The sequence below is a fragment of the Bradyrhizobium sp. Rc2d genome (assembly GCF_900099855.1).
Classification (GTDB): Bacteria; Pseudomonadota; Alphaproteobacteria; order Rhizobiales; family Xanthobacteraceae; genus Bradyrhizobium.
The window spans coordinates 14,525-37,733 of sequence record NZ_FNCU01000013.1 but is presented as its reverse complement, the minus strand read 5'-3'; the positions used below and the strand labels follow the sequence as shown (position 1 = coordinate 37,733).

General features: G+C 63.3%; 27 protein-coding genes, 1 tRNA gene and 1 pseudogene. 15 read left to right on the top strand and 14 right to left on the bottom strand.

What is annotated here, in order from left to right:
- The first annotated feature begins 1 nt into the window (after position 1).
- Complete coding sequence (locus BLV07_RS17740; protein WP_176945605.1) at positions 2-811, top strand: SDR family NAD(P)-dependent oxidoreductase; 810 nt, start codon at positions 2-4, stop codon at positions 809-811.
- Positions 812-907: 96 nt separating this feature from the next.
- Positions 908-1,699, top strand: a complete 792-nt coding sequence (locus tag BLV07_RS17735; RefSeq protein ID WP_176945604.1) for an aldolase — start codon at positions 908-910, stop codon at positions 1,697-1,699.
- A 6-nt stretch (positions 1,700-1,705) separates the two neighbouring features.
- Here BLV07_RS17735 and BLV07_RS17730 read toward each other — a convergent pair whose 3' ends face one another.
- Complete coding sequence (locus tag BLV07_RS17730) at positions 1,706-2,935, bottom strand: lytic murein transglycosylase (RefSeq protein ID WP_091887882.1); 1,230 nt, start codon at positions 2,933-2,935, stop codon at positions 1,706-1,708.
- 172 nt (positions 2,936-3,107) lie between these two features.
- Between BLV07_RS17730 and BLV07_RS17725 the strand changes: the two genes are divergently transcribed.
- The gene (locus BLV07_RS17725) at positions 3,108-3,359 is read left to right on the top strand and encodes a hypothetical protein (protein ID WP_091887880.1); all 252 of its coding nucleotides are present in this window, start codon (positions 3,108-3,110) and stop codon (positions 3,357-3,359) included.
- On the opposite strand, the gene BLV07_RS17720 is transcribed toward BLV07_RS17725, so the two are convergent.
- Positions 3,356-3,874, bottom strand: coding sequence for a MarR family winged helix-turn-helix transcriptional regulator (locus BLV07_RS17720; protein ID WP_091887879.1), 519 nt, complete (start codon positions 3,872-3,874; stop codon positions 3,356-3,358). The genes BLV07_RS17725 and BLV07_RS17720 overlap by 4 nt on opposite strands.
- Positions 3,875-3,928: 54 nt before the next feature.
- Between BLV07_RS17720 and BLV07_RS17715 the strand changes: the two genes are divergently transcribed.
- Positions 3,929-4,408 carry a carboxymuconolactone decarboxylase family protein gene (locus BLV07_RS17715; protein WP_091887877.1) on the top strand — a complete coding sequence of 160 codons (480 nt, stop codon included), beginning with the start codon at positions 3,929-3,931 and terminating at the stop codon, positions 4,406-4,408.
- A gap of 21 nt (positions 4,409-4,429) precedes the next feature.
- Entirely contained in the window at positions 4,430-4,933 is a 504-nt protein-coding gene (locus BLV07_RS17710) for a cupin domain-containing protein (RefSeq protein ID WP_091887875.1), read from the top strand.
- Between the two features lie 95 nt (positions 4,934-5,028).
- Here BLV07_RS17710 and BLV07_RS17705 read toward each other — a convergent pair whose 3' ends face one another.
- Together BLV07_RS17705 and efp are read right to left on the bottom strand one after the other, a co-directional pair.
- A complete protein-coding gene (locus tag BLV07_RS17705) occupies positions 5,029-6,651 on the bottom strand; it encodes a peptidase M23 (RefSeq protein ID WP_091887873.1) in 1,623 nt (540 codons plus the stop codon).
- 24 nt (positions 6,652-6,675) lie between these two features.
- Complete coding sequence (gene efp / locus BLV07_RS17700; protein ID WP_028177546.1) at positions 6,676-7,242, bottom strand: elongation factor P; 567 nt, start codon at positions 7,240-7,242, stop codon at positions 6,676-6,678.
- A gap of 162 nt (positions 7,243-7,404) precedes the next feature.
- Here efp and epmA point away from each other — a divergent pair, with 162 nt between their 5' ends.
- From epmA to BLV07_RS17685, 3 genes are read left to right on the top strand one after another with little or no spacing between them, the layout of a single operon-like run.
- A complete protein-coding gene (gene epmA, locus BLV07_RS17695; RefSeq protein ID WP_091887871.1) occupies positions 7,405-8,469 on the top strand; it encodes an EF-P lysine aminoacylase EpmA in 1,065 nt (354 codons plus the stop codon).
- A complete protein-coding gene (locus tag BLV07_RS17690; protein WP_091887869.1) occupies positions 8,466-9,560 on the top strand; it encodes a lysine-2,3-aminomutase-like protein in 1,095 nt (364 codons plus the stop codon). Before epmA ends, BLV07_RS17690 begins: the two co-directional genes overlap by 4 nt.
- Positions 9,561-9,602: 42 nt before the next feature.
- Positions 9,603-9,857: a hypothetical protein gene (locus tag BLV07_RS17685; RefSeq protein WP_091887867.1), complete on the top strand. Its 255-nt coding sequence runs from the start codon at positions 9,603-9,605 to the stop codon at positions 9,855-9,857.
- Positions 9,858-9,928: 71 nt separating this feature from the next.
- On the opposite strand, the gene BLV07_RS17680 is transcribed toward BLV07_RS17685, so the two are convergent.
- The 5 genes and pseudogenes from BLV07_RS17680 to BLV07_RS17660 all read right to left on the bottom strand — a co-directional run bounded on the left by BLV07_RS17680 (position 9,929) and on the right by BLV07_RS17660 (position 14,228).
- On the bottom strand, positions 9,929-11,014 hold the full coding sequence (locus BLV07_RS17680; protein ID WP_091887865.1) for a 3-deoxy-7-phosphoheptulonate synthase: 1,086 nt from the start codon (positions 11,012-11,014) through the stop codon (positions 9,929-9,931).
- 236 nt (positions 11,015-11,250) lie between these two features.
- Positions 11,251-11,829: an HdeD family acid-resistance protein gene (locus BLV07_RS17675; RefSeq protein ID WP_091887862.1), complete on the bottom strand. Its 579-nt coding sequence runs from the start codon at positions 11,827-11,829 to the stop codon at positions 11,251-11,253.
- 70 nt (positions 11,830-11,899) lie between these two features.
- Positions 11,900-12,940: a PrsW family glutamic-type intramembrane protease gene (locus tag BLV07_RS17670; RefSeq protein WP_091887859.1), complete on the bottom strand. Its 1,041-nt coding sequence runs from the start codon at positions 12,938-12,940 to the stop codon at positions 11,900-11,902.
- A gap of 306 nt (positions 12,941-13,246) precedes the next feature.
- Positions 13,247-13,501: a hypothetical protein gene (locus tag BLV07_RS47610; RefSeq protein ID WP_176945603.1), complete on the bottom strand. Its 255-nt coding sequence runs from the start codon at positions 13,499-13,501 to the stop codon at positions 13,247-13,249.
- 105 nt (positions 13,502-13,606) lie between these two features.
- Positions 13,607-14,228 (bottom strand): annotated as a pseudogene (locus BLV07_RS17660) (PilZ domain-containing protein).
- A 314-nt stretch (positions 14,229-14,542) separates the two neighbouring features.
- Between BLV07_RS17660 and BLV07_RS17655 the strand changes: the two are divergent.
- The 3 genes from BLV07_RS17655 to BLV07_RS17645 all read left to right on the top strand — a co-directional run bounded on the left by BLV07_RS17655 (position 14,543) and on the right by BLV07_RS17645 (position 17,392).
- Complete coding sequence (locus BLV07_RS17655) at positions 14,543-15,688, top strand: fructose-1,6-bisphosphatase (RefSeq protein WP_091887857.1); 1,146 nt, start codon at positions 14,543-14,545, stop codon at positions 15,686-15,688.
- 51 nt (positions 15,689-15,739) lie between these two features.
- Positions 15,740-16,927, top strand: a complete 1,188-nt coding sequence (locus BLV07_RS17650) for a 6-phosphofructokinase (RefSeq protein WP_091887855.1) — start codon at positions 15,740-15,742, stop codon at positions 16,925-16,927.
- A 108-nt stretch (positions 16,928-17,035) separates the two neighbouring features.
- A complete protein-coding gene (locus tag BLV07_RS17645; RefSeq protein ID WP_091887853.1) occupies positions 17,036-17,392 on the top strand; it encodes an Mth938-like domain-containing protein in 357 nt (118 codons plus the stop codon).
- A 156-nt stretch (positions 17,393-17,548) separates the two neighbouring features.
- Here BLV07_RS17645 and BLV07_RS17640 read toward each other — a convergent pair.
- A tRNA-Glu gene (locus BLV07_RS17640) sits at positions 17,549-17,623 on the bottom strand.
- A gap of 223 nt (positions 17,624-17,846) precedes the next feature.
- Here BLV07_RS17640 and BLV07_RS17635 point away from each other — a divergent pair.
- From BLV07_RS17635 to BLV07_RS17625, 3 genes are read left to right on the top strand one after another with little or no spacing between them, the layout of a single operon-like run.
- Positions 17,847-18,101 carry a PilZ domain-containing protein gene (locus BLV07_RS17635; protein ID WP_091887851.1) on the top strand — a complete coding sequence of 85 codons (255 nt, stop codon included), beginning with the start codon at positions 17,847-17,849 and terminating at the stop codon, positions 18,099-18,101.
- Between the two features lie 56 nt (positions 18,102-18,157).
- Positions 18,158-18,418, top strand: coding sequence for a hypothetical protein (locus tag BLV07_RS17630; protein WP_091888156.1), 261 nt, complete (start codon positions 18,158-18,160; stop codon positions 18,416-18,418).
- Between the two features lie 6 nt (positions 18,419-18,424).
- Positions 18,425-18,592 carry a hypothetical protein gene (locus tag BLV07_RS17625; RefSeq protein ID WP_091887849.1) on the top strand — a complete coding sequence of 56 codons (168 nt, stop codon included), beginning with the start codon at positions 18,425-18,427 and terminating at the stop codon, positions 18,590-18,592.
- A gap of 229 nt (positions 18,593-18,821) precedes the next feature.
- On the opposite strand, the gene BLV07_RS17620 is transcribed toward BLV07_RS17625, so the two are convergent.
- From BLV07_RS17620 to BLV07_RS17610, 3 genes are all read right to left on the bottom strand, one after another.
- Positions 18,822-19,460 carry a glutathione S-transferase family protein gene (locus BLV07_RS17620; protein ID WP_091887847.1) on the bottom strand — a complete coding sequence of 213 codons (639 nt, stop codon included), beginning with the start codon at positions 19,458-19,460 and terminating at the stop codon, positions 18,822-18,824.
- A 289-nt stretch (positions 19,461-19,749) separates the two neighbouring features.
- Positions 19,750-20,202: a VOC family protein gene (locus BLV07_RS17615; protein WP_091887845.1), complete on the bottom strand. Its 453-nt coding sequence runs from the start codon at positions 20,200-20,202 to the stop codon at positions 19,750-19,752.
- Between the two features lie 207 nt (positions 20,203-20,409).
- Positions 20,410-20,949, bottom strand: a complete 540-nt coding sequence (locus tag BLV07_RS17610; protein ID WP_091887843.1) for a hypothetical protein — start codon at positions 20,947-20,949, stop codon at positions 20,410-20,412.
- A gap of 946 nt (positions 20,950-21,895) precedes the next feature.
- On the opposite strand from BLV07_RS17610, the gene BLV07_RS17600 reads away from it, so the two are divergent.
- The gene (locus tag BLV07_RS17600) at positions 21,896-22,360 is read left to right on the top strand and encodes a hypothetical protein (RefSeq protein WP_091887839.1); all 465 of its coding nucleotides are present in this window, start codon (positions 21,896-21,898) and stop codon (positions 22,358-22,360) included.
- Positions 22,361-22,820: 460 nt separating this feature from the next.
- Here the strand turns inward: BLV07_RS17600 and BLV07_RS17590 are convergent, their stop codons facing one another.
- Positions 22,821-23,189 carry a VOC family protein gene (locus tag BLV07_RS17590; protein WP_091887835.1) on the bottom strand — a complete coding sequence of 123 codons (369 nt, stop codon included), beginning with the start codon at positions 23,187-23,189 and terminating at the stop codon, positions 22,821-22,823.
- Positions 23,190-23,209: the final 20 nt, after the last annotated feature.

The window sequence follows — 23,209 nt, the reverse complement described above, 5'->3', positions numbered from 1 at the left end:
CATGGCAGGGCAGATTGAGGGCAAGATCGCGCTGGTGACGGGCGGCGCTTCCGGCATCGGTGAGGCCATCGTCGAGCTGTTCGCGCGCGAGGGCGCCACCGTTATTGCAACCGACGTCGACGAGCTGCGCGGCCCCGAGCTCGCCAAGCGCATCACCAAGGCCGGCGGCAAGGCAATTTTCCTGGAGCAGGATGTCACCAGCGAGGAACGCTGGATCGAGGTCGTCGCCGAGGTCGCAAAGCGCTATGGCCGGCTCGACGTCATGGTCTCCAATGCCGGCATCGGCATCTCCGTGCCCTCGATCGTCGACATGACGCTGGCCGATTGGCGCAAGCAGAACGCAATCAACCTCGACGGCGTGTTCCTCTCGGTCAAGCACTGCCTGCCTTTGATGCGCAAGACCGGTGGAGGCTCGATCGTGATGATGTCGTCACTGGCGGGCCTGCGCGGTGCACCCGGGCTGTCGGCCTATTCGGCCACCAAGGGCGGCGTGCGGCTGTTTGCGAAATCGATCGCGATGGAGTGCGCGGCGGCCGGCGACGGCATCCGCGTCAACTCGGTGCATCCCGGCATCATCGACACGCCGATCTGGGGCAAGATCCCGACCGGCGCGACCGGCGCCGGCCAGAACGCGCCGATCGATCCGGAGGAGCGCGCCAAGGTCGCAACGCCGCTGGGTCGTGCCGGCCAAGCGGCAGATATCGCCTCCGGCGTGCTGTATCTGGCCTCCGATGCCTCGCGTTATGTCACCGGCAGCGAACTCGTGATCGATGGCGGCATGAATGCCGGCAGCGTGCCGCGGCGCGCTTGAGCTGCGCAGGGCAGGGTGGCACTCGCAGGGGCTGACGCGCAGGCGCAGCCCCTGTACAACGCGGGCAGCTCCCGACCGACAGAGGTGCCCTTCGCCATGGCGCATAGCCTTCACGCTTCCTCATCCGCGCCCCATCGTTCGAACCGGCCGGACCTCGCCACCGATGCGATCCGCACCGCGCGCGAGGATCTTGCCGCCTGCTTCCGCATGGCCGCGCGCAACGGTTTTGAGGAAGGCATCTGCAATCACTTCTCGGCCGTGGTGCCGGGGCATGACGATCTCTTCCTGGTCAACCCTTATGGCTTCGCCTTCCGCGAGCTGACCGCGTCAAAGCTGCTGATCTGCGACTTTCACGGCAACGTGCTCGACGGCGAGGGCGTGCCCGAGGCGACCGCCTTCTACATCCATGCCGAGATGCACAAGCGCCTGCCGCGCGCCAAGGTCGCCTTCCACACCCACATGCCCTATGCGACGGCGCTCTCGATGACCGAGGGCGAGCCCCTGATCTGGGCTGGCCAGACCGCCCTGAAATTCTACGGCCGCACCGCGGTCGACCGCGACTATAACGGCCTCGCGCTCGACAACCGCGAAGGCGCGCGCATCGCGTCCGCTGTAGGCGATGCCGATATCGTCTTCATGAAGCATCACGGCGTGATGGTGCTGGCCCCGACCATCGCTGAAGCCTGGGACGATCTTTATTACCTCGAACGCGCAGCCGAGGTGCAGGTGCTGGCGATGTCGACCGGACGAAAGGTGCTGCCGGTCGATCCCGCGGTTGCGGCCGAAACCTACAGGCAGATGCGCGAAGGCGATACCGAATCCGCGCGGCTGCATCTCGCCGCGATCCGCCGCCAACTCGACGCGGAAGAGCCGCAGTACCGGCACTGAGGTGGCCTACGACCCCTGCCGCAGCTTCGCCAGAACCTTCAGCCCGCCGTATCCGTCCGCGGGTGAGATTCCCGCGCGCTGCTGAAAATCCTTGACCGCCTTCATCGTGTCGTTGCCGACGCGGCCGTCGGTGCCCCCGGTGTCGAAGCCGGCCTTGGTCAGGCGCGTCTGCATCTCCTGCACCTCGGCGAGCGTCAGCACGCGCTCGGAGCCGGGGAAGGGCTGGATGAAGGGGGGCGCGCCGAGGCAGCGGTCGCCGAGATGGCAGATCGCCAGCGCATAGTTCATCGAGGGATTGTAGCTCTTCACCGAGTAGAAATTCGGTCCGAGCAGGAAGCTCGGTCCGCCCGTAACAGGCGTCCACAGCTGCGCGGTTGCGTTGGGCTGTGGGAATGGCTGGCCATCGGCACGGGTCACGCCGGCCGACGCCCAAGCGGCGTAGGTGCGGCTACCGCTCATGTTGCCGGGCGCGCGCACCTCGTAGCCCCAGTGCTCGCCGCGATGCCACTTGCCACGATTGACGAGATACTTCGCGGTCGAGCCGAGTGCGTCATCGGGCTTGCCGAAGGGTGAGACCTTGCCGTCGCCGTCATAGTCGATGCCGACATTGAGCCAGACTTCCGGCATCCATTGCGAATGGCCCATCGCGCCGGCCCAGGATCCCTGCATCTGCTCCGGCGTGCTCCAGCCCTTGTCGACGATGCGCAGCGCGTTGATCAGCTCGGTCTCCCAATAGGCCTTGCGCCGCGGCTCGTTCCAGGCGAGCGCGGCGAGCGAGGGAAATACCGGCGTCATATGGTTCTGCTGCACCAGCGGATCGCCATAGGCGGACTCGACGCCCCACAAAGCCAGCAGCGTGCCGCGCTCGACGCCGAAATCGCGTTCGATGCGCGCAAACAGCGCTTCGTTGTTCTTCAGCGCGATCTTGCCGTTGATGATGCGCCAGTCGGAGACGCGGCGGTTGATGTACTGCCAGACCTGCTCGTGGAATTCGGGCTGGTTGCGCATTTGCTTGAACACGCTCATGTCCGGCTCGACCCGCGCCATCGCGCGCTGCCAAGTCGCGGCCGAAATGCCTTTGGCCATCGCCCGTGCGCGAAAGGCTTCGCGCCATTCGTCGAAGCCTGCAGGCGCGGCGAGGGCGCGTTTCGGGAGTGCAAGCAACGCCGCTGCAGCGAACGTCGAGTGGAGCAGGGCGCGGCGCGTTGGATGGGATGAGGAATCAGCGTGCGTCATGTGCACATTCTAGCCCGAAACATGGCACGTGTGAGTCGGTTCCTAGCACCTGATTTCCGCGCGGCCGGATCAGCCGTTCCGTCGGAACAAACCGTCGCAGTCCTGCATTCCCCCACGACAATGAGGAGGAGAAGATGAGGAAATATCTGGCCGCCACAGCAATCGGGGTGGAATGAAGATTCACGCACATGCGGAAAGCCATGTCGTCGAGCTCGACGACGGATCGCAATGGCAGATCTTTCCCGGCGATCTCGCGACCACGCTGAGCTGGAAGCCCGAAACCGATCTGCACCTGGAGCCTAGCCGCGACCGGGTGAGTTCGCACGTGCTGGTCAATGCCGCGGACCGAACCCGCGTGCGGGTGATTGCCGCAGGCGAAGCCTGGCCTGACGGCGAGGTCAAGAATGCGTTGAAGGGCGGCTAGTCCTCCTGCAACTCGGCCGCGATGCCGGCGAGCCAGCGCCGGATCGTGGTTTCCGCCTTGCCATCCAAACCCAGAGCAAGGCGCTTCTCGAGCGCGATCACCCGCTCGCGGCACGCCTTCAGCAGCGTGGCGCCGCGCGGCGTCAGTGTCCATTGCTGAATGCGGCCGTGGACCGGATGCGGCGTCATCGCGATCGCACCGTCGCGTTCGAGGTTGCGAATGATGACGCCGACGGTCTGGGGGGTCAGGAAGGTGAGGCGGGCGACGTCGGCGCCGGACAGGCCGGGATAGGCGTTGAGCATGGTCAGCACCGCGAATTGCGGCGAGGTCACGCCGAGATCGGCGAGGGTGCGCTCCATTTTCAGCCGGACCGCGGCGTGAGCCTGGCGCAGGAGGTAGCCGAGATAGCCTTGCTCGCCGCGTTTGCCTTCGCCGGGCGCAGGAATACGCACGGCGCCGTCTGGTGCGTTGCGCGCGGCGTTCGATCTTGTGATGGCAGCGGTCTTGCGTGGCATATCAGAGCTCTTATAAGATATAAGCACACTTACAATAATACGAGGTGAACGGCAATGTCACACGCCCGCAGCGAATACGAGGATTTCAAGCGCCTGGCGCCCGACGTCTATGATGTGGTGCTGGCGCTCGGTCAGCTTGCCGCCAAGGCCGGCCTCGACAAGCAACTCATCGAGCTCGTCAAGCTGCGCGCCTCGCAGATCAACGGCTGTGCCTTCTGCTTGCAGCATCACGTCCTGCTGTCGGAACGGATCGGCGTTCCCGTCGACAAGCTCCATCTGGTTGCGGTCTGGCGCGAGGCGCCAATCTTTTCCGCGCGCGAGCGCGCGGCGCTGGCCTGGGCGGAGGCGTTGACGCTGCTACCCGGTGGCGTCAGCGAGGAGATCTATTCGGAGGCAACGCGCGAGTTCTCCGAAACCGAGCTGACCTACCTGACCTCGGCGGTCGCCTCGATCAACGTCTGGAATCGGTTTGGTGCGGCCTATCGCTGGACGCCGGCCAAGCGGCCGGCGGCGGCGAATGCTGCAGCGTCCTGATCAAGCTGAGGGGAGGTCACGATGACAGCGATGAGCTATTCCGCCGTGCAGCGTCCGACGCCCTCACATTCGACGGCGCTCGCGGTCGTGGCAGGGCTTGCCTGCGCGCTTGCGATCGGCAAGGCGCTGCCGGTGACGATCGACAGTGTGTCAGGCGCGCTGGCGCCGCTCTGCGCTACCGCTGCGGAGAGTTCGCCGCTCGACAAGGTGGAGCCGATCGGCTCCTACGCGCTACCGAACGTCCCTGGCAAGCGCGTCACCATCGTGCGCGTGTCCTACGGTCCGGGCGGGTTTTCGCGGCCGCATCGTCACGCAGGCTCGGTGACGGCCTATATCACCAAAGGCGAGATCCGCTCGCAGCTCGGCGGCGGCCCGGTCGAGACGTTCGGCGTCGGCCAGTCTTTCTTCGAGCCGGCGGGCTCGACGCATTTGGTCTCCGCCAATGCCAGTGCGACCGAGCCTGCAGAGTTGATCGCGGTGTTCGTGGCGGATGAGGGTGCGCAGCTGACAACGTATTTGGAGTAGTGCCTCAACGTCGTCCCGGCCCCCCGCGCGCAATTGCGCGCTAGGCCGGGACGGCACCGAATGTGTGGTGAGAGCAATCCGTTTGCACGAATTGCTCAATTCTCCTCGCCGCTCGATCCCTCGCGCAGGTCCGGCTTGATCACGTCCTCTGGCAGCGCGTGTGCAACGGGCTGCGGAGCGCCTGCGATCTCCGGACCGACCTCGCGGCCGCGGGCGCGGATCAGGCGCTCATAGGCCGAGACCAGCGTGATGTAGGGGCTGACCCAGATCCAGCCGTCGCGGGTGAACACCTGCACATCGAAGTGCAGATGCATCGAGGTGCCGGCGGGATGGTCGAGATAGTTCGAGACCACGCCGATCTTCTCGCCTTCGCTGACGATGCGGCCGTTGACGAGGCCATCGGCGTTCATCGCCTGCGGGTTCATGTGCATGTAGCGGAAGCGGATGTGTTCGGTCCGGCTGTTGACTTGCAGCGTCGCAGCCTGGTCCTTGGCGGTGCGGATCACGATTGCGTCGCGCACGGCGACGACACCGCGCTGCTTGGGATCGCAGGGCTCGCGCCCTTCTCCGGGCGGCGGGCAATCGGCGGCGCGAATGTCCTCGCCCTGGTGGCCGTATCCGCCGGCGCACTGCCAAACCTCGAAGCTGCGGGACTCGCAGAAATTGTCGCGCCAGGGATAGACGGTCGGGCCGTCGCTCTTGTCACGCTTGCGGTAGGATTGCGAGCGCACGAAGGCCGGCGTCTTTTCGAGCGGAAAGCGGATCTGCGCATAGGCCATCACGTCGGGATGGCCGCCTTGCTTGCGATAGCCCGTATTCGGGATGATGTCGCCGCTCGGCCGGTAGCTGAAATCCGACGAACGCGCGGCAGGACGATCGAGGACATTGGAGGCAACGTCCATCAGAGGCCGCATCCGTTGACCGCCGGCGACCCGTAGCGCCTTCAGGAAACGTTCTGCGACCGGATAGGCTTCCTTGCAGGCGAGCCGCCGCGGTCTTGCGACGCTGTCGAGGCACTGGACCGACACCACATAGGCGACACCGAAGCGCGTGAAGGCGTAGCGCACATAGCCTTCCCGGATGAACCTGCGCAGGTCCGGGTAGAGCGCGGCGAGCGGTTTGATCTGCTCGCCCTTGCCGCCTGAGGGATCGGCGACGTCGTAGACGAGCGCCGATCCCGTGATCTGCACCTCGACCGGCCTTGCAAACACCCGGCTCGGCATGCCGTCGCCGGCGCCCGGCTCGAACGAGAAGGTCGCGCTGTAGCCGGCGGGACCGGCGTCGAACATGTCGACGGGATTGAAATCAGCCTGGTAGCGCGACAGCGCTGTTGTAGCCGGCGCACCGTTGCGCTGCGCCTCGAGGTACGCAGCGGCGTCGAACGGCAGCAGCACGGGCACGGGGCTGCGGGCGATACCGGTGAAGAATTGCGAGGAGACCGCGTTGAGCTGCACCAGCGCAGGCATCGCGCGCGGATCAAAGCGCGGCACCGAACGGCGGGGTGCGAAAATGAAATCGTCCGCGACGCGGGGACGAGTGGTGATCTCGGAGCGGAGTTGGTCCAGCGCTGCGCGCCAATCGACGCGCAGGGCCGTGAGCGAGGGGCTGCGGAATTCATCTGCAGCCAGCGGGGTGGCAATGAGGAGCGAAAGCGACGCCAGAAGTTGCGAGACGAAGCGGAAACCGTTCCCAACCACTGTCTCGCCCCCCGGCGGCACCTGTTGCGATCGCTCTGTTCCCCGTCAGTCCTTGGCGCGTTCGGCGTAGGAGCCGTCTTCGGTCATCACCACGACGCGGGTGCCGACCGTGATGTGCGGCGGCACGGTGGTGCGCACGCCATTGGAGAGCACCGCAGGCTTGTAAGAGGAGGAGGCGGTCTGACCCTTGGTCACGGGCTCGGTGTCGACCACTTCCAGCGTCACGCGCTGCGGCAGCGCGATCGACACCGGGTTGGTGTCGTGCATGGACAGCTTGACCGTCATGCTCTCCTGAAGATACGCAGCCGCGTCGCCGACGACGTCCTTGGAGACCTGGACCTGGTCGTAGGTCTCCGGGTTCATGAAGTGGTAGCCGTCACCGTCCTCATAGAGGTAGGTGTAGTTGCGCTCTTCGATCGTGGCCTTTTCGACCTGGTCGGTGGTCTTGTAGCGCTCGGAGATCTTTACCCCGTCCGAGATTCGGCGCATTTCGATCTGGCTGACCGGGGTTCCCTTGCCGGGATGAATGTTCTCGGCGCTCACGACGACATAAAGCTTGCCGTCTTGCTCGATCACGTTGCCCTTGCGAATAGAACTGGCGATGACTCTCAAAGCTGTATTTCCTGCTTGCTTGGCCCGGCACCGGCCAGGACGTGGTCAAATCGATGGGGGACTTGGGGCCTCAAATCAGACCTCGGCGCCCGTTTCGGGCCGCAACATACTGATTTTGCCGTTGGATGCCAGCATTTTGCTGTTCCGAGGGGCGATCCGTTAATGGCTGGGGACAAGCCGATCTCGCCGTTCTGGTCGCCTGAACGGCACCTCGACCGGCGGCCGTTCCTCCAGGCCAGGGGGGCCATTACCGGGGCCCTACGGGGATTTTTCGCCGAGCAGGGCTTCGTCGAGGTCGAAACCTCCGTCCTGCAGGTCTCCCCCGGCAACGAGACCCATTTGCACGCCCCCCGGACCGAGATCATGCGGCCGGACGGCAGCCGTGCGAGCCGCTACTTGCGAACCTCGCCGGAGTTCGCCTGCAAGAAGCTGCTGGCGGCGGGCGAGACGCGGATTTTCGAGTTTGCCCGGGTGTTCCGGGACCGCGAGCGCGGCGACCTGCATCTACCCGAATTCACCATGCTGGAATGGTACCGGGCAGACGCCCCCTATGACGCGATCATGGCGGATACCGTCGTTATCATCGCCCGCGCGGCGCAGGCGACCGGCATAGGAACCTTCTCGTTCCGGGGCCGGACCGCCGATCCCTTCGTCGAGCCGGAGCTTGTGACGGTCGCCGGCGCCTTTGAGCGCTTCGCCGGCATTGACCTGCTGTCGACAATCTCGGGCGGCGAGGGTAACCGTGCCGCGCTTGCCCAGGTGGCCGACGGGAAGGTCCGTGTGGCCGAGGACGACACCTGGTCCGACATCTTCAGCAAGGTTCTGGTCGAGCATGTCGAGCCGCATCTGGGGCAGGGCCGTTTGACCATTCTGTTCGAATACCCATCTCCAGAGGCGGCGCTGGCACGGGTGAAGGCGGACGATCCCAGGGTCGCCGAGCGGTTCGAGGTGTATGCCTGCGGCGTCGAGCTCGCCAACGGTTTTGGCGAACTCACCGACGCCGAGGAGCAGCGCAAGCGCTTCACGGAATCGATGGCGGAGAAGCAGCGCCGCTATGGCGAGGCCTATCCTCTGGACGAGGACTTTCTGGCCGCAGTCGCCGCAATGCCGGAGGCGAGCGGCGTCGCGCTCGGTTTCGACCGGTTGGTCATGCTGGCGAGCGGCGCATCGCGAATTGATCAGGTGGTCTGGACACCGCCTGCAAATGAAACGCTAAGTGAGACATGAGGACGACAAATCTTGCACGCACCTTGCGCGAGCCGGCCGAGCTCGTCGCCGAAGGTCTGGCGCCCGCAGCGACGCTGCCGGCGCTCGAACGCGTTGCTGCGCGCTATGCGGTGGCGATCACGCCGGCGCTGGTCGAGTTGATCGACACCGCCGATCCCGAAGATCCCATCGCACGGCAGTTCGTTCCGACCGCGGCCGAGCTGGACGCGCAGCCGGGCGAAAACGCCGATCCTATCGGCGATCACCCACACTCGCCGGTTCCCGGAATCGTGCACCGCTATCCCGATCGCGTGCTGTTCAAGCTCGTTCACGTCTGTGCGGTCTATTGCCGCTTCTGCTTCCGCCGCGAGATGGTCGGGCCCGGCAAGGAGAACGCACTCTCGGACAGCGCCTATCGTGCGGCGATCGACTACATCCGCGCGCATAGCGAAATCTGGGAGGTGATCCTGACCGGTGGCGATCCCCTGATGCTGTCGCCGCGCCGCATGAGCGAGATCATGGCCGATCTGGCCGCGATCGATCACGTCAAGATCATCCGTCTTCACACCCGCGTGCCCGTGGCCGATCCCGCGCGCATCAGCGACGAGATGGTCGCCGCGCTCAAGGTCGACGGAGCGACCACCTGGGTCGCGTTGCACGCCAACCATGCGCGGGAACTGACCGGAACGGCGCGTGCCGCCTGCGCGCGGCTCGTCGACGCCGGCATTCCCATGGTGAGCCAGTCCGTGCTTTTGCGCGGTGTCAACGACAACATCACCGCTCTGTCGGATTTGATGCGAGCTTTCGTCGAATGCCGGATCAAGCCCTATTACCTGCATCACGGCGATCTCGCACCGGGCACTGCGCATCTGCGAACGACGCTGGCGCACGGACAGGAGTTGATGCGGCAATTGCGCGGGCGGGTGTCAGGGCTGTGTCAGCCCGACTATGTCATCGATATTCCCGGCGGCGCCGGCAAGTCGCCGATCGGACCGAATTATGTGTCGGTGGCACAAAATACCGCAGGTGATGCGCGTGAAGCGGGAGCCGAAACGCGCTATCGTATCGTGGACTATTGCGGCGACGTTCATCTCTATCCGCCCGAAACCTGAGCGGTGTTGAAGCGTGCGCCGGTTGAGAATGGAGAAGCGGACATGAAAAAGATCATGGTGGCAGCATCGCTCGTGGTCTTGCTCGGGGGCACGGCGGTTGCGCAGACCGGCGGCTCCAAGGGATCGACATCGGGCGGCGCGACCTCTGGAACGGTATTGCCGGCACCCGTCGGTCATCGCCAGCCGCGCGCGGCCGACGTGCCGAGCGAGAAGAATCTGAGCAATCCGAACACTCCCGCGAACAAGGAAGACGCTGAGCTCGATCGCAAGATCAAGAGCATCTGCCGCGGCTGCTGATCTCTTCACCTCTCCCCGCTGGGGAGAGGTGAGGAACTGAGCAAGCGACTGACACTTCGCCTCGTCACGCCTCAGGCCGATCGCTCGTGCAGCCCTGCGCGCTGGGTGTTGCGGCGGATCTCGACCGCATCGGCGAGCTGCTCGAGCACGGCCGCCGTCGTCGCCCAGTCGATACAGCCGTCGGTGATGCTCTGGCCGTAGGTGAGCGGCTTGCCCGGCACCACGTCCTGACGGCCGGCGACGAGATTGCTCTCGATCATCACGCCCATGATGCGGTTCTCGCCGCCTGAGATCTGGCCGGCAATATCGGTCATCACCAGCGGCTGGTTCTCCGGCTTCTTGCTCGAGTTGGCGTGACTCGCGTCGACCATCACGAGCGGCGCGACGCCCGATTTGGTCAGCTCGTTGCAGGCGGCCGCGACGCTTGCCGCGTCATAGTTCGGCTTGCTGCCGCCGCGCAGGATGATGTGGCAGTCCTCGTTGCCTGCGGTCGAGGCGATCGCCGAGCGGCCGAGCTTGGTCACCGCCATGAAATGATGCGGATGCGAGGCCGACTTCACCGCGTCCGCCGCGATCCGCACGTTGCCGTCGGTGCCGTTCTTGAAGCCGACCGGGCAGGACAGCCCCGACGCCAGCTCGCGATGGATCTGGCTCTCGGTCGTACGCGCGCCGATCGCAGCCCATGACACGAGGTCGGCGATGTATTGCGGCGTCGTCATGTCCAGGAATTCGGTCCCGGCGGGCAGGCCGAGATTGTTCACCGCCGACAGCACGTTGCGCGCCAACCGCAGGCCCTTGTTGATGTCGAAGCTGCCGTCGAGATCGGGATCGTTGATCAGGCCCTTCCAGCCGACCGTGGTGCGCGGCTTCTCGAAATAGACCCGCATCACGATCTCGAGCTGGTCGGCGAGGTCCTCGCGCAAATGTGCGAGGCGCTCGGCGTAGTCGAGCGCGGCCTTGGGATCATGCACCGAGCACGGGCCCACCACGACCAGCAGGCGGTCGTCCTGGCCGTTGAGGATCGCATGGATGGCGTTACGCGCCGCCATCACCACACGCGTCGCGGTGAGCGTGCGCGGGACTTCCCGCATCACCTCTTCCGGCGTGTTCAGCTCTTTCAGTTCGCGGATACGAAGATCGTCGGTCGTGCTCAGCACGGCGGGCTCCTGTCTGTGTTTAGAACCTGCCGGCCAATAAAAAAGCCGCCAGGTCTGGCGGCTTGTTCGGACGTTTGCTGCAATGTGTCAGATTGAGCGCGATCCTCCCGCCGCCAGCGAGCTGTCGTAGCTAAAGTACCAAAAATAGCTGGTGGCGACGGTGATCATGGCAGGCCATATAGCGCGCCGTTGGCGGGTTGTCACCCCCAAAACAGGAAACGGGCGCGACGAGCGTCTCAGGTGTTGCTCTTGCGCGCCGCCAGGGCCATGCCGATCAGGGTGGCGCCGCCGAACAGCAGATTGATACCGACGAGGACGCCGATCGCCCATTCCGCCGAGCTCGGGAGGCCGGCGATCACCATGAACGAGATCGCGATGTCGACGAGGCCCGCGATCAGGAGCCACGACCAGCGGCTGCTCAGCTCGCGGCGGTGCTCCAGCGCATACATGATGGTGGCGACGCCTTCGGCGAGAAAGTAGGCACCGAGCACGATGGTCAGCGTCAGCACCGCTTGGATCGGCCGGGCCAGCAGAATTCCGCCGGCGAGCACCGCCAGCGCGGCGGAGATCAGCGACCACCAGAAGCCCGGCGTGCTGCGCGCCCAGTAAGTCACGATCAATCCGCCGATGCCGCTGATCAGGAACATCCAGCCGAGGAAGATCGCGGTCGCAAGGCTCGCGAGCGGCGGCAGGATCAGCGCGGCAATGCCGAGAACGGCGAGCAGGATACCTTCGAACAGAAAGGCCTTCCAGTGCGCCTTGACCGCCTGGCTCATCGCGGATTGCATCCGTGAAAACTCCTCGGGCGATGTCATCGGCAGGCTCCAGAACGAGGGGGCTGGGCTCAATCTAGTATGCGCGCGGCGCGCTCGCCATCCCGCAAGCTCACCCGCCGCCGGGCGCCGACGAAAAACCTTCGGCGCTGGTGCGGATGCGGTTGCGGCCGAGAATGTAGATTGCGGTCGTGACAATCAGAAGTGCAAGACCGAGCAGGATCGAGACGAAGCCGATCGGGATCAGGGCCAGCGTCAGATTGCGCTCGGGATTAATCAGCCAGTGATGGATCGAGGTCAGCACGAAGGCGAGGCCGAGAAAGCCGATGCCGCCGCCGGCAAGCAGCAGCGCCCACATCCGGCGCAGCTGGCTGAGCCGCTCCCGCGCAATATCTGTCCGGGGCGCATGGTGGCGCGCGACCCGCCGGACCAGACGGACGGCGAAGGCGATCGAGCTGAAGCCGATCAACAGGCTCGCTGCGCCGAGCCACATTCGGAGCGTCGGGTCCAGATCCGGCATGCGCTGGAGGGTCAGCAGCGGGAAATCGAACGCCGAATGCAACGCGAGCGGGCCCGCGAAGATCAGCAGGCGGCTGGACAGGCGGGCCCAGTCGCGATTGTGGCGGTTGGCGCCCAGCGCCGTGCCGGCCCGGGCGATGGTGAGGTACGCGCCCGCGATGATGCCGAGCGCGCCATGGAAGGGCACCGTCAGCACGCTGCGCAGGGCGGCCAGCGAGCGCCACATCTCGGCATGCTGCACGAGGTAGGCGAGGTTCTCATAAGCGGCAAAGCCGAGGCCGACCGCGGCGCCATAGACCACGGTGTCCATCGGATTGGCGAAAGTCCGCCGCTTGGTCGAGGAGACCACCACGATGGCGATCACCTTGACGGCTTCCTCGGGCAGCGCGACGCCGAAGATCGAATGCATGGCGAGCGCGGCCCAGGGGTCGGCGGGCGCTGCGATCATCCTGGAGAAGGGGGCGCGGACAAGGCCCAGCAGCGAAATACTGGCCGCGCCGAGCAGGAAGGCGGTCCAGACCTGGGCGGGTGGCCCTGGGCGCTCCTCGGCGGCAATAACGAGCCACAGCATCAGCAGCGCCGGGGCAATGGCGGCAGTTCCGATGACGGTGGGTAATGATTCAATCAGGTACATCGGCGCCGAAAATAGGTTCCCTTGATCCGCTAATCTACGTCCACCGATGCGACCATGTGTCATGAGCCTGCTGTCGCTTCGCTTAACAAGCGCGACAGCCGGCGTTCATCGGGGGCGCCGCCGAACGTCAAAGACGTGCGCAATCAATTGCATGACAGAACCGGTTCGTCACCAATGGCAACGGCCGAGCGCCGTCATCTGGACTCATTGATAAGCCAGATCAAGGGAATGCGGAGGTTTCTTCGATTCACATGCACGCGTGGCCGCGAAGGCGACCATCGCCCCCGGCAACGGCCTTTCCCGCGTTCAGTGGGTGCTGTACGGCGGCGCGCTGGGGGCGATATCGAAGGCTCCGAGATGGAATTCGCCGCCGATGGGGGCGTCCGGCTCCGCCGGTTGCTCCAGCAGCGTGAACGCGGCCTGCGGATATTGCTTCCAGATCTCGAGATCGCCGGCGGTGATGGTGAGCCAGCCGAAGGTGTACATGTAGCGTCCGGGCTCGGTGACCCGGCCGACCCTGTCCCAAGTGATCTTATCAACTGTGATCTTGTCGACTGCCATTCGGTCCCCCGATCGCAAGTCTGCAAAAAAAGATGACATCAGGCGCGAGGCGCAGACCCGTAAAGCTGATCCCGCATTGGGGCCGCGATAGGGCAGCGATTTTTCTCAGGCCGACTGCAGCAACGGCGTGCGGATAATCAGCCGGACGAGGTCGTCCCGGGACTGCTTGTCGGCGAATTTGACCGCAAAGCCGTGGCCGAACTTACGGATCACGCGGCCGACGCAGGCACCGACCGCAAGCGGGGTTCCGACCGGCGGGTCGTATTCGCATGAGATCGCGACGCCGGCCGTGGAGACGTCGATGATGAAGCACGGATGGGTGCTGCCGTCGGCGAGCGTCAGGAACGTGTGTGAGACCTGCGGAACGAAACGCGCATCGCGCCGCAGCTCCTGGACGCTGGCGTCCTTCTGCTTCTTCTCGAGCCAGGTCAGCTTTTCAGACATCCAGGCGCGCCGTGCCCGCGTCATGTCGAGCTCCATCAGGAAGCCCGACTTCAGCGTCGCGCTGATCGTGCACTGGAATTCGCCGAAATCCTCGAAGTAGGAGGTGACGACCGACCTTGCCGACGACAGGCACGTCCACGATCATGCGGAAGGGCGAGACGCGCTTGGTCCGGCAGGCGAAGCTGCGGAGCTTGCCCTCGCAATCGTACCAGCGCGGCAGCGAGTAGCTGCCGCTCACGGTGACATCCACTGCACGCTGCCTGAGGAACTCTGCGACGGACATGAAGTGCCAATGATGTTGGGGGGATTGCTTCCGTAGTTCCACGGTAGCAGTCAAATTCTAAGCAAATGATACCGGCACTCAGGAGCAGGGGTAAATTTCCGGTAAACGCGCGGATCGCGCCGATACGATAAGTCGCTGCGCAAATTCACAACGAAAAAGGGCGAGGTCGCGCACGCAGTGCGGAGCGCTATTTGACCTAGGGCTGGAACCTAGTCCCGACATTAAACGTTCGTTTCCGCGAATGAGCAGCGCCGTCGCCCCGGCGCAGCAAGCGCCGAGGCCGAGGTGTTGAGCTTGTGCGGGGAGGAACGCTCATGAGACTTACCCTTTCAGTCATCAAGGCTGACATTGGCTCCGTCGGCGGACATACGAAGCCGTCGACACGCATGATGGCGGCCGTCGAGGGCGAGGTCGCCAAGGCGATCTGCAATGGTCTGTTGATCGATGGTTTTGTCTGTCACACCGGCGACGACATTGCGATCATCATGACGCACACACGGGGCGAGGGGAGCTCCGAGATCCATCAATTCGCCTGGAAGGCGTTTCTCGCGGCCACTTCGGTTGCGAAGACTTCCGGTCTCTACGGCGCCGGCCAGGATCTCCTCGCAGATGCACCATCAGGAAACATTCGCGGTGCCGGGCCGGGCGTCGCCGAGCTCAGCTTCGACCACAGCCTCTCGAGTCCGAGACCCGCAGAGTCCTTCATGGTGTTCGCCGCCGACAAGTGCGGCCCCGGCGCCTACAACCTGCCGCTCTACCTCGCCTTCGCCGATCCCATGTATTGCGCTGGCCTGATGCTGCCGCCGATGATCAGGGGCTTCCGCTTCCATGTCATCGACATGGATCACACCGCTGGCGACAGCGTGATCGAACTCGACGCGCCCGCGGACAATTACCACATTGCCGCGCTGCTTCGCGACAACGAGCGCTTTGGCATTGATCGCATCGTTTCTCAAACCTATGGCGAGGTTGCCGCCGCTGTGTCGGCGCAGCGTCTTCACGCGATCGCAGGCAAGTACACCGGCAAGGATGATCCGGTCGCGATCATCAGGAACCAGGGAATTTTTCCCGCGCCCGAGGAAATCGTCTCTCCCTTCGCCAAGGCACACTTCGTGGGTGGCGATGCGCGCGGCTCGCACGTGATGCCGCTGATGCCCGTCCCGATCAATACACCGGTGACTGGCATGTACTGCCTTCCGATCGTTTCCTGCGTTGGTTTTTCGATCGACAAGGAAGGCCGCTTTTCCGAGTCCTATACCGATTTCTTCGACAATCCGGCGTGGGACGAGGTACGCCGGCGCGCGCAAAGCAAGGCAATCGAGATGCGCAGCCAAGGCTGGTCCGGCGCTGCAATGCTGCCCTATTCCGAATTGGAGTATGGCGGCTTCCGCGACACCGTATCCGCACTCCTGAAGCGTTTTCGCCTGCGCGAGGAGCGCAAGCCGGAAGCGGCCGCGTAGAGAACGTGTGACGCAGGCGCTATTGCGACATGCCATACTGGGAGGTGGGGCGTGACAAGGAAACGAATCGGCATTCTCACCGGCGGCGGCGACGTCCCCGGTCTCAACGCAATCATCAAGACGGTGACCTATCGCGGGACCGAGGACGACATCGAGGTCATCGGTCTCCGCCGCGGCTGGGAGGCCCTCACGCACCTGAACCTCGACGACCCCGCCAGCAAATCCCACTACCTCATCCCACTCAACCGCGAAAACACGCGCATCATCGATCGACGCGGCGGCACCGTGCTGCACTCGAGCCGCACCAATCCCTCCAAAATGAAAAAGCTGCCCGATCATCTGGCTGGCCAAGACCTTCCAATGTCGGAGAGTACCAAGGGCGGCGTCGCAACCAAGAGCTGGGACGTCACCAGCCGGGTACTGGCGAACCTATCGGGGCTCGGCATCGAACACCTCATCGCCATCGGCGGTGACGACACGCTAAGTTATGCGGACAAGCTCAGCGGGCTCGGCGTGAAGATCATCGCCATCCCGAAGACGATGGACAACGACGTCCGCAACACCGAATATTGCATCGGCTTCTCGACCGCGATCACCCGCGCCAGCGATGCCGTCCAGCGCCAGCGCACCACTATCGGCTCACACGAGCGAATTGGCATTTTCCGCATCTTTGGCCGCGATGCCGGATTTACGGCACTCTACACCGCGTACGCGACCTCGATCCGATGCGTGATCCCGGAGTACAAAGTCAATCTCGACAAGCTGATCCGTTTGCTGCTCGAGGAGAAACGCGCCAACCCAAGCAACTACGCGCTCATCGTGCTGAGCGAAGGCGCTCAGTGGGAGGGCTACAAGATGCAGGAATACGGCGAAGCTGACGCCTACGGTCACCGCAAAAGGACGAACGTGGCCGAAGCCCTTGCCGACGAGATCAAGGGGCGCGCCGGCGAGGAGACCATCGTCTCTGATCTCACCTACGATCTGCGATCGGGCGATCCTGACTTCATCGACAAGCTCGTCGCCCTGACTTTCGGCAACATGGCCTATGATGCCATTCTGGAAGGCAAGTCCGGCCTGATGTCAGCGCTGGTCGAGGGCCGCTACGACCTTGTGCCTATCCCTGACGCCAAGCTCGGGCCGCGCAAACTGGACGTCGCCAGTACATACAACACGGAGCGGTACCGTCCTCTCTATTCCAACAAGCGGGGGCTGCCGATCTTCCTCAACCGCGCGTCTTGAGCGGGGACACCAGTTTGCCAATCACGTAAAAACCGAAACCAAAAGAAGGATGTCTTGGAAATCGTCTGCCGAGTTGGGGTCGCGCCGAGATCAGGAGAAGGTCAGTCCATGGAGATCGAGCACACTACGTTCGGCACCATCACGATTGACGGAAAGACGTATGAACACGACGTGATCATCCGTCTGTCCGGCGAAGTGGCAAAGCGGAAGAAGAAGCTCTCGAAGAAGTACTACGGCACCTCGCATATCCTCTCGAAGGACGAAGCGAAGTTCGTCTTTGAGAAGGGATGCGAGCAGTTAATTCTTGGCTCGGGCCAGTACGGAAATGTGCATCTGTCGCCAGAAGCAGAGGCGTATTTTGCGAGAAAGGGCTGCAAGGTCCTGCTGCAGCCGACCCCTAAGGCGATTGATACGTTCAACCACTCGCATACGCGGAAGATCGGGCTCTTTCACGTGACGTGCTGAGTCGGGGCGGCCGAGACCGCGCTGGAAAATGAGCAAGAGTACGCTCGTGCGTCTGGCGGAAGCCAGAGCTTCAGTATGCGATTGGGAGATCCCGTCAGATTCCGTTTGCCAGATCGGCTAAAAAAGCGGAACCAAATCAAAGACGTCTGGGAATTTTGGCGCTCCCTAGCGGAATCGAACCGCTCTCTCCACCGTGAAAGGGTGGCGTCCTAACCGATAGACGAAGGGAGCAAACGCAGGGCCCCGCCGCTGTCCGCGGCACGGCCGCTGGCCGGCCGAACAGTGCCCGGCGGCTTGCAGCGGGCGAACGTATAGTGGCCTTTGCGCTCCCGGGCAAGCCGTTCGGGAACGGTCTTTTGGCCCGGTGGACAAGCGTCGGCCCCGGAATCATTCGGGGGCGAATTCAACGGTTTCTTAGGGTTCCCTGGGTAGCGCTGGAGTAGGAGATTTTCCTATGCCACCGCCCAAGAAGCGCGCAGAGCGCAAGCTGCTGTCGCGGCACGCCTGGATCACCCTCGACGGCGGATTCGCCGCGCGGCATTGCCTGGTCCAGGACATCTCGGCGACGGGCGCGAAGATCACGATGGACGAGGATGCGAGCCAGCTTCCTGGCGTGATCCGGATGGCTTTCGCTCGCGATGCGCGCACCGGGCGGAGCTGCCAGGTGGTCTGGCGCCGCGGCAAGTCGGCCGGCATCAAGTTCCTCTGACATCGCGGTGCCCGACCCGGATGGCGCGCGCGGCCGGTCCGGGCTACAAGGCGGCCATGCGCACGCCGCTCCTCATCCTGATCTCGTTGCTGGCCACCTCCGCCACCGCGGCTGAGAGCCTGCGCCTGCCGCCCGCCGAGCGGCCGCAGGCGGGCAAGGAGACCGGCAAGACGCTGCCGCTGAAGGGCAGCACGGCCGGCACGGCGAAGGCAGGCTCCTGCGCCTCCTACGGTCCGCGCTTCGTCATGGTCGAGGGCACCGGGACCTGCGTGAAGGTCGGCGGTTCGGTCAGCATCGACACCAGCATCCGGCGCTGAGGGCCCATGGCGCCGGACCTGTTGCGGCTCGACATCCTCATCCCCGTACTGATGTATGGCGCGCTGTTGTTGTGGGTCGGGCGTGGCCTGAGCTGGACCGCGCGGCTCGCCACCGCGGCCGTGACGCTGGCGCTGATCATCTGCGTGCTGCTGGTCGAGCGCGGGTGGCTCTAGAGCATTATCGGTTCTGATTGAATCAGAACCGAAGCTCTAGATTCTTGTTTTGACGCGTTTTCTTCACGTGAACCGGTATCCACTTCGCTCGAGAACGCTCTAGCGCCACAACAAAATATGCGAAAACAACCCCATGCACAGTAGCCGTCAAGCGCTGCCGTGACGCCGGACGGTTGCGCCACAACGGCGATTCCTCCCGCGATCATCGCAGCTTACGCCGCGCCAGCGGTCACGACATCGGCGGTGCGACGAATTGTGCAAATCCTACCCGTTTGCCGAGCTCGGCGAGCCAGCGGGTGAGGTGCGGCTGCGCCGGCCGGCTGATGCCTTCGACGCCGAGCCAGCGCCGCGCATAGGACCCGACGGCGATGTCGGCGAGCGTGAACGCATCGCCCTCGATGAAGCGGCGCGACGAGAGCAGGCGGTCGGCGATGGCCCAGACCTCGGCGGCGGCATCGGCATCGCGCTGCACCTGGAGCAGGTCGCGCTCGGCGGGCGTGGTGCGCACGATGCCCCAGAACACCGGGCGGTCGACCGGCTGCACCGTCGACAGCGTCCAGTCGAGCCAGCGGTCGACGCTGGCGCGCAGCTTCGGCGCCTCGGGGTAGATCGGCGTGCCGCGCCCATGCGCGAGGCAGAGATAGCGCATGATCGAATTGGATTCCCACAGCACGAACTCGCCCTCGACCAGCGTCGGGATCCGCGCGTTGGGATTCATCGCCAGATACTCGGCCTCGCGGGTCTTGCCGTATTGCATGCCGGCGTCGATGCGCTCGTAAGCCAGGCCGAGCTCGGTGAGGCACCACAGCACCTTCTGCACGTTGACCGAGTTGGCGCGGCCCCAGATCGTCAGCTTGGTGTCAGGCATCAGGCGTCTCCCGCGGCGTTGTCGCTTGCGCGGGTGATAGCGGAATTCGCCTCATCGAGCGATGCGCGATTGCGCCGAGCCCCTCATGCAAAAAGCTCCGCCCGGGGCGGAGCCTTCATTGCAAATTCAACGCGGCACTCAGCGGCCGAAGAACAACCACAACAGAATGATCACCGGGATCGGCACGCCAAGCAGCCACAGCAACAGCCCTCTCGCCATCGCATCCTCCTCCAATCGGCTTCGTTGCGAAGAGAACGACGGGCGAGGGGCCTTGTTCCTGCCAACTGCCTTACCAGTGGCCGGTATTCGGCATCGACGACCACGGCTCCTGCGGCGGCTTCGGCTCGCCCTTCTGCAACAGCTCGATCGAGTGCAGGTCGGGCGAGCGGACGAAGGCCATGTTGCCGTCGCGCGGCGGCCGGTTGATGGTGACACCGGCCTTCATCAGCTTCTCGCAGGTGGCGTAGATGTCGTCGACCTCATAGGCGAGATGGCCGAAGAAGCGATCCTCGCCGTATTTCTCCTCGTCCCAATTATAGGTGAGCTCGACCAGCGGCGCGCCGCGGCTCGACGGCTGCTTCTTCAGCGCCTCGAGATCGTCGGCCGAGCACAGAAACACCAGCGTGAATCGCCCCTTGTCGTTCTCGATCCGCCGCACCTCCTTCAAGCCCAGCGCATCCTGGTAAAACTTCAGCGCGACATCGAGATTGCGCACGCGCAGCATGGTGTGGAGATATCGCATGGTTGTTGCTCCCTGGATCGGATGGAGGGCTTTTGGGTCGGCGGAGCCGGCGGGAGGGAGAGATAGCAGGAAAGAGGGGCAGGGGCGACTCCACGTCAGCCACTTCAGTCCGAATACCGAGTTAAAGAAGCGTCTTCAGGGGAGATCCGCGAAGTAACTGGCGTCTGGGCACCCGCTCGAATGCTCATAAGCGAGTGGGAGTCCGACTTAGAGCGTACTACCTCCGCCTATCGTCGCGATCTGGCTTGAAGAGCCCGTTCCCGAACCAGATTGCACCGTCGTTGGCTTCGTAAATTTCCAATCTGCCCTCCATGCTGGCGTGAGTGCAGCTTCCATCCGCACCAACTCCTTCTCTATGGCGTCGATGATCTGCCCCCACTCATAAGGCCCCAACTTGTCCTTGCTAACGCTAGTCCGCGCTGACGTGAGGTGAGAAATTTGCTGATTGATCTTGTCGTAAAGCGATTTGTTGATGAAGTTCCTATTCACCCTGAACGTGCCCTCGGTGAAGAAGGTTGGACTGAAGTCACACGGAGGGTTGTATTTGAAGAATTCAATAAGATTGCGGCAATGAACCATCAAGCTCTCGATCATTGCATTGTGCATTGCTTGCGTAGGGCTTCCTTGCAAAGCGACGTGATGAATGGCCCGCATCATTTCTATTTCGTAGGGGAGATGCTCCTCCCAGAAGTCCTTTTTCTGTGCTGCCGTGACGTTCTTAGGCTTCTTTTGCTTTTTGCCCGTCATGGGTGGCCAATAGCTCCTTGGTTCGAATGAACAGTTCATGCTTGCTGCCAAACGGCACCTCGAAATAGGTGGGGCCTGGAGCCGCGCACTCCATGGTGGATCAAGAAAGATCGCCGATGGAGGCGAGCTAATTCGTCAAATGGCCATAGGCGCAAATATCCAACACCGGCTTTCCGTCCGCATCATATCGGACGTGTCTGGGATCGAATTTGAAACAGAACGACGTCCGTGAACCTCTTCGAGGGTGCGATAAACGAAACAGCCGTCGACGAAAACAGGCGTCTGTGTTTCCATTGACTTGCGAAATATCTCGCCGTCGACGCGATAGGGCTCAAGACGTGGGAGTCCAGATACCACGCCACGTCGAGTGCAGGCTGTCGGCCCGTATTCTGATACTCGAGTAAAAACTCGAGCCCTTTGCCGTCCATCGGCCTCTCGCTCAGCTTCATCGATGCAGATCCGAGCCAAGCGCGGTCCGCTGCCCGTGCTATGACACCGTTTTGGTGCGTCATCAGCGCCGCGATAGCGGATACGATCAATGCGATGATGCTGATTGTCTCGGCAAGCTTTAAGTTTGCCATTGGATCGCTCCCTGCTTTGGGATATTGGCCTCAACCAGGACGAGCAGGCAAGGTCTGTTGCCGACGGTAGGGAAGCCGAGGGAGGGTGTTGATAACTCACACACGATCAACTGACGAGAGCGAGCAAAATCAAAGAGCTAGCTCTCTCCGAGTCAAAAAATTCTTCGAGACCCCTTGTACGAGTCCCGAAAAACCGGGCACATAAATCATCCCCCGAAAGACATGATTTGCCTCTCAATGGAGAACTGCGTCATGTCGAAACATCACCTGGAGTTCAAGGGCTGGGGATTCAGTGTCAGCGCCACCGGCCTCGGCATTCTCGCCGCCGTCGCAATCATCGCGCTTCTGGCCTGGGTACCTCGTCCATGGTGAAGCACACCCACTGCTACCTGTGCGCCAAGCCGTTGACCGATCCGCTGTCGGTTGACCATGTGCCTCCGTTGCTCTTTTTCCCTAAGGAGATGAGGCGGAAGTATAACATTGACAAGCTCCTGACGGTGCCGGTGCACGCGGCCTGCAATCTGGCCTACCAGTTCGATGAAGAATACTTCGTCCATACCCTTCTGCCCATGACGCGCGGGAGCGAGGCCGGCAACGCCCATCACTTCCGTATCCGCGACAAGTTGAGGAAGGGGAAGAACGCCGCCCTGGTCAACAAGGTGTTGGAGGAGTTCACGCACAAAGTCCGCGGTGTCTACCTGCCGCCGACGAGGGTGGCGAAACTGATCGACCATGGCCGGTTCTTCCGCGTGCTCTGGAAGATCATCCGGGGTCTCCACTACCACCACACGAGGGAAATACTACCGGAGGAGTGGGGCATGCGATATTGAATTACCGCCCCCTATGAGCCGCCGGAGGAGTTCTTCAGGCTGTACGCCGAGAGCGGCCGAGAGGTGATCCGGGGAGAGTACCCGCTGGTCTTCTCCTACTTCTTCGACCGCTTTGAGCCGGACGGGTTGAACTTGCACTATTGGGGTTTTCACCTATGGGACAGCATCATCGTAACCGCGATGTTCCACCACCCCATCTGCGGCTGTGACGGTTGCCAGTTCATTGGTCCCCAATTCCCGAAGAGTATGCCGGGCACCATACGGGCTTGACTCTTGGAGTTACGGCGACAGTGCACTCAATTGACAGGCGCCGCTAGCGTCGATCGAAGGCGCGGGGAGCAGGACATCTGGCGAATGAATTTGTGCACCGTAATACGATGCGGCTTCCGGCACCTCGGGCCAGATGATCTCATACACGACACAACGACAATTTCCTCGATCGCCTCATCGCTGTAGCGGCTCACTGCGGTACGGTCATGAGTTCTAGCACGTGGCCGTCAGGGTCGCGAAAATAGACGCCGCGGCCGCCGTTCCAGTCGTTGAGCTTACCGTCGTCGAGGCTCCACGGTGCGCTGCCATAGGCGAGATTCGCCTCGCGAATGCGGCCGAAGATGGCATCGAACTCGGCATCGCTGACGTGGAAGGCGTAGTGGTGGCTCTCGAACGCCTCGTCGTCGTCGAAGAGGAGCGTGAGCGTGTCGTTGATACGTACCGGCGCGAAATGGCCGTCTTTCGGATCGGCATTGAGGCCAAAAATGCGCGCAAAAAATTGCGCCGCTGCCCTCTTGTCGCGGGCAGGGACGATGGTGTGGTTGAGGGTGATGGTCATCGAAAGACCTCTCGCTATCT

Excerpts from the sequence above, each read along its gene's own strand:
- BLV07_RS17740 (WP_176945605.1), top strand. The coding sequence starts at position 2 with ATGGCAGGGCAGATTGAGGGCAAGATCGCGCTGGTGACGGGCGGCGCT.
- BLV07_RS17735 (WP_176945604.1), top strand. The coding sequence starts at position 908 with ATGGCGCATAGCCTTCACGCTTCCTCATCCGCGCCCCATCGTTCGAAC.
- BLV07_RS17730 (WP_091887882.1), bottom strand. The coding sequence starts at position 2,935 with ATGACGCACGCTGATTCCTCATCCCATCCAACGCGCCGCGCCCTGCTC.
- BLV07_RS17725 (WP_091887880.1), top strand. The coding sequence starts at position 3,108 with ATGAAGATTCACGCACATGCGGAAAGCCATGTCGTCGAGCTCGACGAC.
- BLV07_RS17720 (WP_091887879.1), bottom strand. The coding sequence starts at position 3,874 with ATGCCACGCAAGACCGCTGCCATCACAAGATCGAACGCCGCGCGCAAC.
- BLV07_RS17715 (WP_091887877.1), top strand. The coding sequence starts at position 3,929 with ATGTCACACGCCCGCAGCGAATACGAGGATTTCAAGCGCCTGGCGCCC.
- BLV07_RS17710 (WP_091887875.1), top strand. The coding sequence starts at position 4,430 with ATGACAGCGATGAGCTATTCCGCCGTGCAGCGTCCGACGCCCTCACAT.
- epmA (WP_091887871.1), top strand. The coding sequence starts at position 7,405 with ATGGCTGGGGACAAGCCGATCTCGCCGTTCTGGTCGCCTGAACGGCAC.
- BLV07_RS17690 (WP_091887869.1), top strand. The coding sequence starts at position 8,466 with ATGAGGACGACAAATCTTGCACGCACCTTGCGCGAGCCGGCCGAGCTC.
- BLV07_RS17685 (WP_091887867.1), top strand. The coding sequence starts at position 9,603 with ATGAAAAAGATCATGGTGGCAGCATCGCTCGTGGTCTTGCTCGGGGGC.
- BLV07_RS17675 (WP_091887862.1), bottom strand. The coding sequence starts at position 11,829 with ATGACATCGCCCGAGGAGTTTTCACGGATGCAATCCGCGATGAGCCAG.
- BLV07_RS17670 (WP_091887859.1), bottom strand. The coding sequence starts at position 12,940 with ATGTACCTGATTGAATCATTACCCACCGTCATCGGAACTGCCGCCATT.
- BLV07_RS47610 (WP_176945603.1), bottom strand. The coding sequence starts at position 13,501 with ATGGCAGTCGACAAGATCACAGTTGATAAGATCACTTGGGACAGGGTC.
- BLV07_RS17655 (WP_091887857.1), top strand. The coding sequence starts at position 14,543 with ATGAGACTTACCCTTTCAGTCATCAAGGCTGACATTGGCTCCGTCGGC.
- BLV07_RS17645 (WP_091887853.1), top strand. The coding sequence starts at position 17,036 with ATGGAGATCGAGCACACTACGTTCGGCACCATCACGATTGACGGAAAG.
- BLV07_RS17635 (WP_091887851.1), top strand. The coding sequence starts at position 17,847 with ATGCCACCGCCCAAGAAGCGCGCAGAGCGCAAGCTGCTGTCGCGGCAC.
- BLV07_RS17630 (WP_091888156.1), top strand. The coding sequence starts at position 18,158 with ATGCGCACGCCGCTCCTCATCCTGATCTCGTTGCTGGCCACCTCCGCC.
- BLV07_RS17625 (WP_091887849.1), top strand. The coding sequence starts at position 18,425 with ATGGCGCCGGACCTGTTGCGGCTCGACATCCTCATCCCCGTACTGATG.
- BLV07_RS17620 (WP_091887847.1), bottom strand. The coding sequence starts at position 19,460 with ATGCCTGACACCAAGCTGACGATCTGGGGCCGCGCCAACTCGGTCAAC.
- BLV07_RS17615 (WP_091887845.1), bottom strand. The coding sequence starts at position 20,202 with ATGCGATATCTCCACACCATGCTGCGCGTGCGCAATCTCGATGTCGCG.
- BLV07_RS17610 (WP_091887843.1), bottom strand. The coding sequence starts at position 20,949 with ATGACGGGCAAAAAGCAAAAGAAGCCTAAGAACGTCACGGCAGCACAG.
- BLV07_RS17600 (WP_091887839.1), top strand. The coding sequence starts at position 21,896 with ATGGTGAAGCACACCCACTGCTACCTGTGCGCCAAGCCGTTGACCGAT.
- BLV07_RS17590 (WP_091887835.1), bottom strand. The coding sequence starts at position 23,189 with ATGACCATCACCCTCAACCACACCATCGTCCCTGCCCGCGACAAGAGG.